Genomic DNA, 13,634 nt, shown 5'->3' with positions numbered 1-13,634 from the left:
GTCTCGCGCAAGACCGGTCCACGCCGCCGTCGCCACACTGGGGCGAATCGGTGGAGACGGCGCGATGCAGGAACGAGAACTATCGGCAGTGGGCATCGGCTACGGGCTGGCGGCAGGCCTGTGCTGGGGCGTGATCTTCCTGGCGCCGGCGCTGGTCCCTGACCTGAGCGGCGGCCAGTTCGCCGTGCTGCGCTTTCTCTGCTACGGACTGGTGTCACTCGGGCTGCTGCTGCCCTGCTGGCGCCGACTTCGCACGCAGTTGACCTGGGCCGACGGCACGCGCCTGTTCTGGCTCGGCCTGATCGGCAACCTGGGCTACTACACCCTGGTCGGCGTGGGCGTGAAGCAGGCCGGTATCGCGGCGACCACCCTGATCGTCGGCCTGATCCCGCTGCTGGTGGCCTTGGCCGGCCAGCACGACGCGGGCGCCGTGGGTTTCGGGCGCCTCTGGCCATCGCTCTGCAGCGCGCTGCTCGGCGTGGCCCTGATCAGCTACGAGACGCTGACCACCACCGCAGTCGGCGAGCGGCCCGTCCTGGGCCTGCTGTGCGCCTGTGGCGCCCTGCTGGCCTGGAGCTGGTTCGCGGTGGTCAACACGCGCTTTCTGACCAGGACGCCGATCGGCGCCCACGATTGGGGTCTGCTGCTGGGCGGGATGACCGGCGCCCAGGCCCTGCTGGCCGCGCCCTGGTTGCTGGCAGAGGAAATGGCGTCGCGACCAGCGGTGGACTGGCTGCAGCCGCTGCTGGTGGCCGCCGGCGTGGCGCTGCTCGCCTCGGTCATCGGCGGCGCCTGCTGGAACCAGGCCAGCCGCCGGCTACCCCTGACCCTGAGTGGCCAGGCCATCGTCATCGAGACCCTGGCCTCGCTGACCTATGGCTTTCTCTGGAACGGGCGCTGGCCGACTCGCCTGGAATCCCTGGCGATCCTCCTGCTCATGCTCGGGACGATCTGGTGCCTGCAGTGCCACCGGCGGCCGGCCCGGAGAGTGGCGGGAACGACCTGACCGCGAGGGTCCTGACCATCTACGCCCACCCTACGCCAGCGGTGGCAGCGCCCAGTCGATGGGCGTGAGCCCGGCGTTGCGCAGGAATTCGTTGGTGCGCCCGAAGTGGCCGTTACCGATGAAGCCGCGGTGGGCCGACAGCGGCGAGGGATGCGCCGACCTGAGGATCAGGTGTTTCTGGGGATCGATGAGCGTCTGCTTGCTCTGGGCATGGCTGCCCCAGAGCAGGAACACCAGGTTCTCCCGCTCGGCGCTGACCACCTCGATGATGCGATCGGTGAATCTTTGCCAGCCGGCCTTGGCGTGGGAGCCGGCGTTGGCCTGCTCCACCGTCAGCGAGGTGTTGAGCAGCAGCACGCCCTGCTCCGCCCAGTGCTGCAGATAGCCGTGGTTGGGAATGGGCAGGTTCAGATCGCGCTTGAGTTCCTTGAAGATGTTCTGCAGCGACGGCGGCGCCGGTACTCCAGGCTGCACCGAAAAGCTCAGCCCATGAGCCTGACCCGGACCGTGATAGGGATCCTGGCCGAGGATGACCACCCTGACCTGATCCAGTGGGGTGGTATTGAGGGCATTGAAGATCAGCGGACCGGGCGGATAGATGACCTTGCCCGCCGCCTTCTCGCGCCTGAGGAATTCACTCAGCTGACGCATGTAGGGCTGCTCGAATTCGTCGCGCAGCGCGGCTTTCCATTGGGGGTCGAGCTTGATGCGATCGTCGTCCACGATTCGAGGCTTCCTGGTCAAGACAAGGGCAGCACCCTAGAAAAGCCGGCTGCCCCTGTCAAACCCGCTACCAGCGCGGACCGTAGCGCGGGCCCCAGCCGGGCGGACCATAACCCGGACGCGGCCCCCAGCCCGGCGGTCCCCAACCAGGACCCGGACCCCAGTGGGGCGGTGGTGGCGGTGCCGGTCGATAGTAGTAGCCGTAGCCATAGGGCCGCACGATGACCGCGGGCGGTGGATAGGCCGGCGTGCCGTAGAAGACCGCCGCGGGGGGTGCCGGACGGCTGTAGTAGCGCGGGGACGTGTCGTAGACGGTGCAGCCGGTAAAGGTCAGGGCACAGAGCGACGCCAGGAGGAAATGGCGCATGGGGGAGATCTCCAGAACGGCCCGGATGGGCCTGGAGAAAGCTTAAGCCCTGGCCAGGTGCCGCGCCCGGTTATCGCGCGTTCATTCAGCCGGGATTAAGAGACGCCGGTCCGTTCTACCCCGGCTCGCCCAGGTAGTCCCGCAGCCGCGCCTGCAAATGGGGCACGCCCTGGGGATGGGCGAGAAAGTCGCTGATGCTCATCAATTGCCAGTCCTGACCTTCGTCGCCGAAGCGGATGGTGGCGATCTCGGCAGGATGCAACTGCCCGGCGAACAGCCAGCTGGGCAGATAGCCTGGCTGCCGCGGCGGATAGCAACGTCCCCAGGTCAGCCGCGCCTCGTCCAGCACCAGGCCGAATTCCTCTTCCAGCTCACGCAGGGCGCAGCGCTCGGGCGTCTCGCCGTCTTCGCGGCCACCGCCGGGCAGGTCCCAAAGGGCCGGCCAGGGGATGTCGGGCTTGTCGTCGCGCTGATAGACCAGGATCTGCTCGGCGCAGAGCAGCGCCAGCTTGGCGCCGTTGAAGGCATGGTGGGACATGAGGAGGCCTCCGGTGGCGACGGGGAGACCGCCAGGCCTCCCCGTCTGGACTCAATAACCCAGCTGCTTGAGCAGGGCCGCGGGTGCCTGTTTGGCCGGACGCTCGTAGAACTTCAGCAATTCGGCGGCGCGATTGCTGAAGAAGCCATCCACACCACGCGGGGCGAGACGCGCGTAGTCCTCGGCCGAGTCCACCGTGTAGGCATGCACCAGCAGACCCCGCTCGTGGGCGACGTCGTTCATCCAGGGCTTCACCAGGTCCGCATAGCTCTGGTCGCCGCCCTCTTCCAGGGCTGCCGAGGGGCCGATGCCGATGGCGCCATGGGCCTTGGCCCATTCGATCCAGGCGGTGAAATCGCCCTCGGAGCGCACCTGCTGCCTGGCGTAGTAGGCCGCCTTGCTGGTCTCGCCCGACTCGGCGTAGCTCGGCCCGGGCTTGGCCGGGATGTAGTCGTCACCCAGCCACAGCAGGAGGATCTTCGGCGTGTTGGGCATTTCCTTCTGCAAGAGCTCGAGGCTGCCTTTCTCGAAGGTCTGCAGGATCACCCGCCCGGGCATGGCGGCGACGCCGGTGGCACCCGGCTTTGGCTTACCGAGCCAGCCGCGCTGGGTCAGCTTGGCCTTGAGGTCACGCTCGATGCCGGGAAACAGCTTGGGCTGCTTGGTCTCGATGTAGAGACCCGGCTTGTTGCGACCGCCTTCGGCGATGTCGATGACCTCGTCGAGGGTGAGGATCCTGAGTCCGGCGAATTTCGGCCGGGCGCGGTCGGGGTGGGTCTGATTGAACCAGCTGCCAGCATCCAGCGACTTGAGTTCGACCAGGGTGAACTGGCTGACCGGGGCCTTGGCACGGTCAGGGAAGCGCTTGGCGACGTCGGTGGTACGTTCCAGGGTGTCGTCATGCAGGGCGATGAGCTGGCCGTCCTTGGTGCGCTGCAGGTCGAGTTCCAGGTAGTCGGCGCCCAGCTCCCGCGCCACCAGATAGGCCGGCGCGGTGGATTCGGGGGCGTCGAAGGAGGCGCCGCGGTGGGCGATCACCGCCGGCCAGGGAATGCCGGCCTGTCGGGCCAGGGTCTGGCCAATATCGGCTTCGGTGGCCAGGGCCAGCTGGCTGACCAGCAGGGTTCCAGGAATGAGGGTACGGATCAGGGTGCGCAGAGCAGTTATTGTCATGGGTTCCTCGGGTGGTCCGACGATCGGAGCTAGGATGCAGCTTGCACCCCGGATGCGACAGTACGCAGACCCCCAGCGTAGCGGACGTTATCCAGGTCGCAATTTCCGGTACTCTGCCGCCCGCTTCACCCAACGAGATCACCATGGCCGCATCGCCCACCCTCTTCGATCCGACGCGCTGCCCGCTGTGCGGCAAGGCCAACAGCTGCGTCCTGGCCGCCGGCGGCCAGCTCCATGACTGCTGGTGCCTGCAGACGCCGATCGATCCGGCGGCCTTGGCGCGCCTGCCCGAGGACGAGCGCAACCAGCGCTGCCTTTGCCCGGACTGTGCGGCGGGTATTGCGAGCGAATCCCGCTGATGCGCCTGGACCGCTGGCTGGGCAATAGACCCGAACTGGGCCGCCAACTGGGGCGGCGTCTGCTCGCCGAGGGTCGGGTAAGGGTCAATGGCACCACCACGCTGCAGGCCGAGCAGGAGGTGTTCGCCTTCGATCGCATCGAGGCCGACGGGCGCCTGCTGCAGGACGGTCCCGGCGGTCGCTACCTGATGCTGCACAAGCCACGCGGCTGTGTGAGCGCCACCGTCGATGCCCGCCATGCCACGGTGCTGGACTGCCTCGCGCCGGATCAGCGCGCCGACCTGCACCTGGCCGGGCGGCTGGACTTCAACACCACCGGCCTGCTGCTGCTCACCAACGATGGCCAGTGGTCGCGCGGCCTCAGTCATCCGCGGCACAAGCAGACCAAGCGCTACCGGGTCACCACCGCCGAGGTCATCCCGCCGCCGCTGGTGGCCGCCTTCGCCGAAGGTCTCTATTTCGCCTACGAAGACCTCACCACCCAGCCCGCCCAGCTGGAGCTGCTGGATGACCACAACGCCCATCTGACCCTGGTCGAGGGCCGCTATCACCAGGTGAAGCGCATGTTCGGCCGCTTCGGCATCGAGGTCATCGCCCTGCACCGCGATCGCATCGGCGGTCTGACGCTGGATCCGGCGCTGGCAGAGGGCGCCTATCGCTCGCTCACCGCTGCCGAAGTGGCCCTGCTACGTCCGGCGGATTAGGGGAACGGGATCTCGGGCACGTCGGTCGGGATGCAGACACGCACCACCCTGGAGACCTCCCATGCGTATCGACATCCCCTCCCTCGGTTTTGGCGGCGCCCCGCTGGGCAACATGTTCCGCGAGGTAGGCGACGCCGCTGCCCGGGCGACCCTCGAAGCCGCCTGGGACGCCGGCATCCGCCTCTATGACACCTCGCCGCACTATGGTGCAGGCCTGTCCGAGCGCCGCTTCGCCGAGGTGCTCGCCGACAAGCCGCGCGACGATTTCGTCCTCTGCAGCAAGGTCGGCCGCCTGCTGGAACCCGCCGATCAGCCAGAAAACGCCCCGCCGTTCGTCAACGAATTGCCCTTCAAGCGAGTGCTCGACTATTCCGCCGAGGGCGCCCGCCGCTCCATCGAGGCCAGCCTGGAACGCCTCAAGACCGACCGCCTCGATCTGGTCTGGATCCACGACCTGTCCGAGGACCAGCACGGCCCAGCCTGGCGTGACTACTTTGCCCAGGCCATGCAGGGTGCGGCCAAGGCCCTCACCCAGATGCGCGAGGAAGGCCTGATCCTGGGCTGGGGCCTGGGCGTCAACCTGGTGGAACCCTGCCGCCTGGCGCTGGAGCAGAGCGATCCCGACGCCTTCCTGCTGGCCGGTCGCTATTCCCTGCTGGACCACCGCGAAGCCCTGGACACGCTCTTCCCCGAGTGCGAACGCCGCGGCGTGGGGATCGTCGTGGGCGGACCCTTCAACTCCGGCCTGCTTGCCGGCGGCAAGCACTACAATTATGCCGAAGCCGAGCCGGCGCTGCGCCGCAAGGTCGAATTGATCGAAGGCGTCTGCCAGGATCACGGAGTGGATATCCGCGCCGCGGCCCTGCAGTTCTGCCTGGCCCATCCCACCGTCGCCGCCACCATTCCTGGCAGCAGCACACCGGAACGGGCCCGGCAGAACGCCGAACTGCTGCGGGCGCCCATCCCCGCCGCCTTCTGGCGTAACCTGCGCGAGATCGGCGTGCTGCCAGAGGACGCTCCGACGCCGGCGTGAGTGAAAGGGGCGGCTGTGCTAGGCTCGCCGCCCCTTTTCCACCCTGCCTGCCTTCATGACCTCGCCCCGCCGCCCCCTGCCTGGCCGCCCCGCGCCCCTGCATCCACGCAATCGCCACCAGGGCAGCTACGACTTTCCCGCCCTGATGCGCACGAGCCCGGCGCTCAGGCCCTTCGTGGCGCCGACGCCGCGGGGCAATCTGTCCATCGATTTCACCGATCCCCAGGCAGTCCGGGCGCTCAATCGGGCCTTGCTGGCGTTGCATCACGGCGTGCGCGACTGGGACATCCCCGCCGATTTCCTCTGCCCACCGATTCCTGGCCGGGCGGACTACCTGCACCACCTGGCCGACCTGCTGGCCGAGGGCAATGGCGGCCGGATTCCCCGTGGCGAGACGACGCTCTTGCTGGACGTAGGTACGGGCGCCAACGGCGTCTATCCACTGATCGGCTTCAAGGAGTATGGCTGGCACTTCGTTGGCAGCGACATCGCCCCCACGGCGCTGGATGCCTTCGGACGCACCCTGGCGGCCAATCCGGATTGCGCCGCCGCCATCGAATTGCGCCTTCAGCCCGATCCCCAGGCCATCTTCGCCGGCATCCTGCAACCTGGCGAGCGCTACGCCGCCACCCTGTGCAATCCGCCCTTCCACGCCAGCCCCGACGATGCCGTGCGCGGCAGCAAGCGCAAGTGGAAGAACCTGGGCAAGACCACCGGCAAGGCAGTGCCTGTGCTCAATTTCGGCGGCCAGGCGGCCGAACTCTGGTGCCCCGGTGGCGAGGCAGTCTTCATCGAACGGATGATCCGCGAGAGCCGCGCCTTCGCCAGGCAGGTCGGCTGGTTCACCTGCCTGGTGTCCAAGGCCAGCAATCTGCCGCCGTTGCAGGCGGCACTGCGCCGCGAACAGGCCGGCGAGAGCCGCGTGGTGGCCATGGCCCAGGGCCAGAAGCAGAGTCGCTTTCTCGCCTGGCGCTTCGCCTGATCGATCGTCCTGGTACCTGCGCGCCGCTGCGAACGACGACCCTCCGGCGGCTTTCTGGCCGCTTTCGTCGGTGTCGCCGGCTGGCCGCGGAGAAGCGCCCAGTACCGCTCCACCCCACTCGAAGTGGTAGCTGGCGGGGCTTTGACCGCGATCACAGGAAATTAGACTAAAGGCTAATAGGCAAAGCCAATGAATTGCGGACTAGGCAGCCCTATCCCTTCCCATTAAAATGTCCGGCAACAAAAACGCCACGCGCACGTAGCCGCGCCCAGGACCTCTGTCTTCGGTCAGCCGCTGCCAAGGCCGCGCCTTGCGTTTTTGCTCCGACTCCTCCGGTGACTCATGAGAGAGGGGCGGTGGAGGGACAAGAACCTGCCCTTGCGTGTTTCCGGCTGCATTCTGCCTCGCCCACTGCACATCCACCCATGTGCCATGGTGCCGCACCGCACCGAAACTCGATAAGCAGACCCAGCTTCTATCGAACGAGAGACCACATGCTGAAGAAAATGACTGGCGCGCTGCTCGGCGTCGCCATCGCCTCCGCCCTGGGCACCGCACAGGCCGAAGACACCAAGAAGGTCGACGTCCTGCTGATCGGCGGCGGCATCATGAGCTCCACCCTGGGCATCTGGCTGAACGAGCTGGAGCCGAACTGGACCATGGAAATGGTCGAGCGCCTGGACAAGGTCGCCGACGAGAGCTCCAACGGCTGGAACAATGCCGGCACCGGTCACTCCGCCCTGGCCGAGCTGAACTACACCCCGGAAGACAAGGACGGCAAGGTCACCATCGCCAAGGCCATCGAGATCAACGAAGCCTTCCAGATCTCCCGTCAATTCTGGTCCTGGCAGGTCAAGAACGGCGTCCTCAAGGATCCGAAGAGCTTCATCAACAGCACCCCGCACATGAGCTTCGTCTGGGGTGACGAGAACATCGCCTTCCTGAAGAAGCGCTACGAGGCGCTCAAGGCCAGCCCGCTGTTCTCCGGCATGCAGTACTCCGAGGACCCCGCGCAGATCAAGCAGTGGGTTCCGCTGATGATGGAAGGCCGCGATCCCAAGCAGAAGATCGCCGCCACCTGGAGTCCGCTGGGCACCGACGTCAACTTCGGCGAGATCACCCGCCAGTTCGCCGCCAACCTGCAGTCCAAGCCGAACTTCAAGCTGAACCTGTCCAGCGAAGTCGAGAACATCACCCGCAATGCCGATGGCAGCTGGCGCGTGGAGTACAAGAACCTCAAGGATGGCAAGAAGACCGAGACCGACGCCAAGTTCGTCTTCATCGGCGCCGGTGGCGGTGCCTTGCACCTGCTGCAGAAGTCGGGCATCCCCGAAGCCAACGACTACGCCGGCTTCCCGGTGGGTGGTTCCTTCCTGGTCACCGACAACCCCGAGATCGCCCAGCAGCACCTGGCCAAGGCCTATGGCAAGGCCTCGGTGGGCGCGCCGCCGATGTCGGTGCCGCACCTGGACACCCGCATGCTCGACGGCAAGCGCGTGATCCTGTTCGGGCCCTTCGCCACCTTCTCCACCAAGTTCCTCAAGCAGGGTTCCTACCTGGACCTGCTGACCAGCACCAACACCCACAACGCCTGGCCGATGGTCCGCGTGGGCGTGGCCGAGTACCCGCTGGTGGAATACCTCGCCGGCCAGCTGATGCTGTCGGATGACGACCGCATGGCCGCCCTGCGCGAGTACTTCCCCAACGCCAAGAAGGAAGACTGGCGCCTGTGGCAGGCCGGTCAGCGCGTGCAGATCATCAAGCGCGACGCCGACAAGGGTGGCGTGCTGAAGCTGGGCACCGAGATCGTCGCGGCCAAGGACGGCAGCATCGCCGGCCTGCTGGGCGCTTCCCCGGGTGCCTCGACCGCCGCGCCCATCATGCTGAGCGTGCTGGAGAAGGTGTTCAAGGACAAGGTCGCGACTCCGGAGTGGCAAGCCAAGCTGCACCAGATCGTGCCCAGCTACGGCACCAAGCTGAACAGCGACCCCGAGCGCGTGCAACAGGAGTGGAACTACACCGCCGAAGTCCTGCAACTGGCCACCCCGCCGGTCGCCACCGGCGCCCAGAATGCCGCTGCCAAGACCACTGCCGGTGCTGCTCCGCACGCCGACAAGGCCGCCAACGACATGGCGCTGTAAATCGCCCTCAGGCCCGCTGTGCAAGCAGTGGGCCCACCGCGGTGAAAGGCCCCACCCCGATTCGGCGTGGGGCTTTTTTTCGCTCCCGTATTGGGCGCGATAGAGCCCTTGCACCCGGCCAGGACCTGTGACGAGAACCGCAACGACGTGAATTTTTTCCTGCCAGACAGGCACTAAAACTGCAGCGATACGCCAAGGCAGGTCATCGCACGCCACAATGGTGATCTATCCTCGAGCCTTAACCGTTACCTGAATCTGGAGACACGATGACGGCACATCCCGCCCCGGGCATCCTGCATACCCGAGAAGGCCAGCGCCTGGCTGATACCGACGCCGCCGCCTGGCGGCAGTGGGGGCCCTACCTGAGCGAACGCCAGTGGGCCACGGTCCGTGAAGACTACAGCGCCGATGGCGACGCCTGGCGCTATTTTCCCCATGACCATGCGCGCAGCCGCGCCTATCGCTGGGGCGAGGACGGCCTCGCCGGTTTCAGCGACAAGGCCCAGCAATGGTGCCTGGGCATCGCCCTGTGGAACGAGCGCGACCCCTTCCTCAAGGAACGGCTGTTCGGCCTGACCAACGCCGAGGGCAACCATGGCGAAGACGTCAAGGAGCTGTACTTCTACCTGGACGGGGTGCCGAGCCACGCCTACCAGAAGATGCTCTACAAGTACCCCCACGCCGCCTTTCCCTATGCCCAGCTCACCGAGGAAAACGCCCGGCGTGGCCTGGAAGATCGTGAGTTCGAGATCCTCGACACCGGCGTCTTCGCCGAGGACCGCTATTTCGACGTCACCGTCGAATACGCCAAGCACACCCCCGACGACATCCTCATGCGGGTCACCGTGGAAAATCGCGGGACCGAGCGCGCCAGCCTGCGGGTGCTGCCGCAGATCTGGTCACGCAACACCTGGGCGTGGACCGGTACGCCGCCGCGCTCCATGCTCAGCCTGGAAGGCGACCAGGTTCGTGCCAGCTATTTCGACCGGCCCGACCTGGTGGTCAGCGCTTGGGGCCCGCGCGAGGCCGAGTGGCTGTTCTGCAACAACGAAACCAACCTGCCTCGCCTCACCGGCGAGCCCGCCGAAGGCCCCTTCAAGGACGGCATCAATGACTACGTGGTGCGCGGCGCCCGCGAGGCGATCCGCCGCGACTTCGGCAGCAAGGCAGCGGCCCATTTCGCCGTGGAGCTGGAGGGTGGCGCCAAGACCGTGGTCTACCTGCGCCTGGCGCCCACCAATGCGCTGTCGGTGGATGCCGATGCGATCTTTGCCGAGCGCATCGCCGAAGCCGATGCCTTCTATGCCGCCCTGCAGGAAAAGATCGCCGATCCCGATGCACGCCTGGTGCAGCGCCAGGCCCTGGCCGGCCTGCTCTGGTCCAAGCAGCTCTATTATTTCGAGGTCAATCGCTGGCTCGATGGCGATCCGGCCCAGCCGACACCACCGGCGCAGCGCCAGCGCATCCGCAACGGCCACTGGCGCCACCTGCTCAACTTCGACATCGTCTCCATGCCGGACAAGTGGGAGTATCCCTGGTACGCCTCCTGGGACCTGGCCTTCCAGGCGGTGGCCTATGCCCTGATCGATCCCGGCTTCGCCAAGCAGCAGCTGCTGCTGCTGGTGAAGGACAGATTCATGCACCCCAATGGCCAGCTGCCGGCCTACGAGTGGAATTTCGAGGACGCCAATCCGCCGGTGCATGCCTGGGCCACCTGGCACGTCTACCTGCAGGAAAAGTCCCTGACCGGAGTGGGCGACCGGGTCTTTCTCGAACGCGTCTTCCACAAGCTGCTGCTGAATTTCTCTTGGTGGATCAACCGCAAGGACACCGAGGGTCGCAACATCTTCCAGGGCGGTTTCCTCGGCCTGGACAACATCGCCCTCTTCGATCGCTCGGCACCGCTGCCGGAGGGCTATCACCTGGACCAGGCCGACGGCACCGCCTGGATGGCCGCCTACGCCCTGGACCTGATGCGCATCGCCCTGGAGCTGGCCAAGGAAAATCCGGTGTACGTCGATCTGGGAGTGAAGTTCTTCGAGCATTTCCTGCACATCGCCGGTGCCATCAACCACAGCGACGATCGCGAAGACGGCCTCTGGGACGAACAGGACGAATTCTTCTATGACGTCCTGCACAAGGCGGATGGCAGCGCCGAGCCGCTGCGCCTGAGGTCCATCGTCGGCCTCATCCCGCTGTTCGCGGTACAGGTGCTGGAGCAGCGCGAGCACGAAGGCCTCCCCGGCCTCGGCGGACGGCTGCGGGGCTTCCTGCGCCAGCGTCCGGACCTCGCCCGACTGGTCTCGCGCTGGACCGAGCCCGGCCAGGGCAACAGATTCCTGCTCTCGCTGCTACGCGGCCATCGCACCAAGCTGCTGCTCAAGCGCATGCTGGATGACAACGAATTCCTTTCCGAATACGGCATCCGCTCGCTGTCCAAGGCCCACGAACAGCAACCCTTCGAGATGCGCCAGGCCGACGGCAACCTGCTCAGCGCCCGCTACCAACCGGCGGAATCGGATTCGCGCCTGTACGGCGGCAATTCCAACTGGCGCGGGCCACTGTGGATGCCGATCAACTACATGCTCATCGAGTCGCTGCACGAATTCCACCGCTACTACGCCGACAGCTTCTCGGTGGAATACCCCAGCGGTTCGGGCTACCTGGCCAATCTGGAAGAGGTCGCCGACGGCCTCAGCGAGCGCCTGACCCGGCTGTTCCTCAAGGACGCCGACGGCAAGCGTCCGAGCATGGTCGACTATCCGCAATTGCAGAACGATCCGCGCAGTCGCGACCTAGTGCTGTTCCACGAGTATTTCCATGGCGAAAACGGCCGCGGACTCGGGGCTTCCCACCAGACCGGCTGGAGCGCCCTGGTGGCGCTGCTGCTGCAACCCCGGCGCTAGCCCGAGCACGCCGTGGTGCCGATCCCGGCCGGCACCACGGTGGACTGCGACACGGCCGCAGTTTTCCTCTGCCACCCCGGATACTATGCTCTAGCTAGACATCCCGCCTTCGCGAGCCCGCATGACTGCCCCCGATGACGCCCAGCGTCTCCACGCCCTGAGCGAGTTGCAGATTCTCGATAGCGGCGTCGAAGCTGCCTACGAGGACATCGTCGTCCTGGCCTGCCAGCTGACCCGGGCGCCGGTGGCCTTCATCACCCTCGCCGATCAACATCGCCTCTGGTTCAAGGCCTGCCAGGGCCTGACGGTAGCCGAGGTGCCGGTCGACGCCTCCCTTTGCCACCTGGCGATCCGCACCCCGCGTGAGCCCTTTCTGGTGGAAGACCTGCAAGGCGACCCACGCGTCGCCCATCTCAGGTCTGCCCCTGGTCTGGAAGAGATGCGCGCCTACCTGGGCATCCCCTTGCTCGACCGGCACGGGGTCGCCCTTGGCACCCTCTGCGTGATGGACGACCGGGTCCGGCGTTTCGAGACGGCCCAGGTCGACAACCTGCAACGGCTGGCCCGACAGGTCATCATCCTGCTGCAACAGCACGAGACCCTGCGCCAGCTGGACGAGCTGAACATCAACTTTTCCGCCTTCATGAACAACGGGCCCTTCATCGCCTACATCAAGGACCGCGACTGGCACTACCGCTATGTCAACGAGCCCTTTCTGCAGCAGCTGGAGCTGACCCGCGACAAGGTCCTCGGCCAGGACGACTTCACCATCTGGCCAGAGGCGGCGCCACGTTTCCGCCAGGTCGACGAGCAGGTGATGAGCGAACTCAAGCCGAGCCGACTCGTCGAGCGCATGACGGCCCCCGATGGCCGACGCCTCTTCTGGCAGTCCTACAAGTTTCCCCTGGTCACCCGGCAGGGCATCGCCCTGGCGGGGCTGTCGGTGGATGTCACCGAGCATATCGAGCAACAGCACATGCTGGAGGCCTCGCAGCGCCAGCTGCTGGACATGATGCAGGCCGCCGAGCAGCGCAGCGTCACCGATGCCCTGACCGGTCTGCTCAATAGACGCGCCTTCGACCTGCGCCTGGCCGAGCACCTGCTGCGCGCCGAGGAGCAGCGCACGCCGCTGTCCATGCTGTTGATCGATGTGGATCATTTCAAGGCCTACAACGACGCCTATGGGCATCAGGCCGGCGACACCGCCCTGCAGGCCGTCGGCCAGTTGCTGCTGCAGAGCTGTCGCGACAACGACGCCTGCTTTCGCTATGGTGGCGAGGAATTCGCCATCCTGCTGCCAGGTGCCGATCTCACTGCGGCTCATCTGGTGGCGGAGCGCTGTCGCGTCGCCGTGGCCAATCATGCCTGGTCGCGACGCCCCATCACCCTGAGCGTCGGCCTGGTCACCCACGGGGCCGGGATGGATGCCTACACCCTCACCGAAGGCGCCGACCGGGCGCTCTATGCGGCAAAGGGTGCCGGCCGCAACCGCATCGCCGCGGAACCCGGACCCGAAGCCCCTACCAGTCCCAACTGACGCCCAAAACAAAAAACCCGCCGAAGCGGGTTCTTTGTTGCGACCATCCCAACGTCCTGTCAGGCGCCATCCTGGCCTGGTCTTCATCCGTGACCTCAGGGCTGCGCATCCTGCGCGGCTGATGGGTGTAGATTACGCAGCTCCCGCGAGTGGCAACATGGCCAG

General features: G+C 66.3%; 12 protein-coding genes. 8 read left to right on the top strand and 4 right to left on the bottom strand.

Translation table 11 applies throughout. The features are described from left to right. The first annotated feature begins 64 nt into the window (after positions 1 to 64). Positions 65 to 1,006: a DMT family transporter gene (locus RCF34_RS07070; protein WP_308707549.1), complete on the top strand. Its 942-nt coding sequence runs from the start codon at positions 65 to 67 to the stop codon at positions 1,004 to 1,006. A gap of 30 nt (positions 1,007 to 1,036) precedes the next feature. Here the strand turns inward: RCF34_RS07070 and ung are convergent, their stop codons facing one another. The 4 genes from ung to RCF34_RS07050 form a co-directional block, all read right to left on the bottom strand. Then, the gene (gene ung, locus RCF34_RS07065; RefSeq protein WP_308708245.1) at positions 1,037 to 1,732 is read right to left on the bottom strand and encodes a uracil-DNA glycosylase; all 696 of its coding nucleotides are present in this window, start codon (positions 1,730 to 1,732) and stop codon (positions 1,037 to 1,039) included. A gap of 64 nt (positions 1,733 to 1,796) precedes the next feature. Continuing rightward, entirely contained in the window at positions 1,797 to 2,096 is a 300-nt protein-coding gene (locus RCF34_RS07060) for a hypothetical protein (protein WP_007163043.1), read from the bottom strand. Positions 2,097 to 2,211: 115 nt separating this feature from the next. Further along, on the bottom strand, positions 2,212 to 2,634 hold the full coding sequence (locus RCF34_RS07055) for an NUDIX hydrolase (RefSeq protein WP_308707548.1): 423 nt from the start codon (positions 2,632 to 2,634) through the stop codon (positions 2,212 to 2,214). A 51-nt stretch (positions 2,635 to 2,685) separates the two neighbouring features. Continuing rightward, complete coding sequence (locus RCF34_RS07050) at positions 2,686 to 3,807, bottom strand: glycerophosphodiester phosphodiesterase (RefSeq protein WP_308707547.1); 1,122 nt, start codon at positions 3,805 to 3,807, stop codon at positions 2,686 to 2,688. A 143-nt stretch (positions 3,808 to 3,950) separates the two neighbouring features. On the opposite strand from RCF34_RS07050, the gene RCF34_RS07045 reads away from it, so the two are divergent. The 7 genes from RCF34_RS07045 (at position 3,951) to RCF34_RS07015 (ending at position 13,469) form a co-directional block, all read left to right on the top strand. Continuing rightward, positions 3,951 to 4,166 (top strand): cysteine-rich CWC family protein, encoded by a 216-nt coding sequence (locus RCF34_RS07045; protein WP_308707546.1) that lies wholly within the window; start codon positions 3,951 to 3,953, stop codon positions 4,164 to 4,166. Further along, a complete protein-coding gene (locus tag RCF34_RS07040) occupies positions 4,166 to 4,870 on the top strand; it encodes a pseudouridine synthase (RefSeq protein WP_308707544.1) in 705 nt (234 codons plus the stop codon). Before RCF34_RS07045 ends, RCF34_RS07040 begins: the two co-directional genes overlap by 1 nt. Before the next feature lie 61 nt (positions 4,871 to 4,931). Then, positions 4,932 to 5,903, top strand: a complete 972-nt coding sequence (locus RCF34_RS07035; protein WP_308707543.1) for an aldo/keto reductase — start codon at positions 4,932 to 4,934, stop codon at positions 5,901 to 5,903. Between the two features lie 55 nt (positions 5,904 to 5,958). Next, positions 5,959 to 6,885 (top strand): 23S rRNA (adenine(1618)-N(6))-methyltransferase RlmF, encoded by a 927-nt coding sequence (rlmF, locus tag RCF34_RS07030; RefSeq protein WP_308707542.1) that lies wholly within the window; start codon positions 5,959 to 5,961, stop codon positions 6,883 to 6,885. 494 nt (positions 6,886 to 7,379) lie between these two features. Then, positions 7,380 to 9,026, top strand: coding sequence for a malate dehydrogenase (quinone) (mqo, locus tag RCF34_RS07025; protein WP_308707541.1), 1,647 nt, complete (start codon positions 7,380 to 7,382; stop codon positions 9,024 to 9,026). A gap of 266 nt (positions 9,027 to 9,292) precedes the next feature. Continuing rightward, entirely contained in the window at positions 9,293 to 11,932 is a 2,640-nt protein-coding gene (locus RCF34_RS07020) for a glucosidase (protein WP_308707540.1), read from the top strand. A gap of 121 nt (positions 11,933 to 12,053) precedes the next feature. Next, positions 12,054 to 13,469, top strand: coding sequence for a diguanylate cyclase (locus RCF34_RS07015; RefSeq protein ID WP_308707539.1), 1,416 nt, complete (start codon positions 12,054 to 12,056; stop codon positions 13,467 to 13,469). Positions 13,470 to 13,634 lie beyond the last annotated feature (165 nt).

Source organism: Pseudomonas sp. 102515, from assembly GCF_031085165.1.
Taxonomy (GTDB): domain Bacteria; phylum Pseudomonadota; class Gammaproteobacteria; order Pseudomonadales; family Pseudomonadaceae; genus Chryseomonas.
This window is presented reverse-complemented; position numbering and strand designations above follow the sequence as displayed.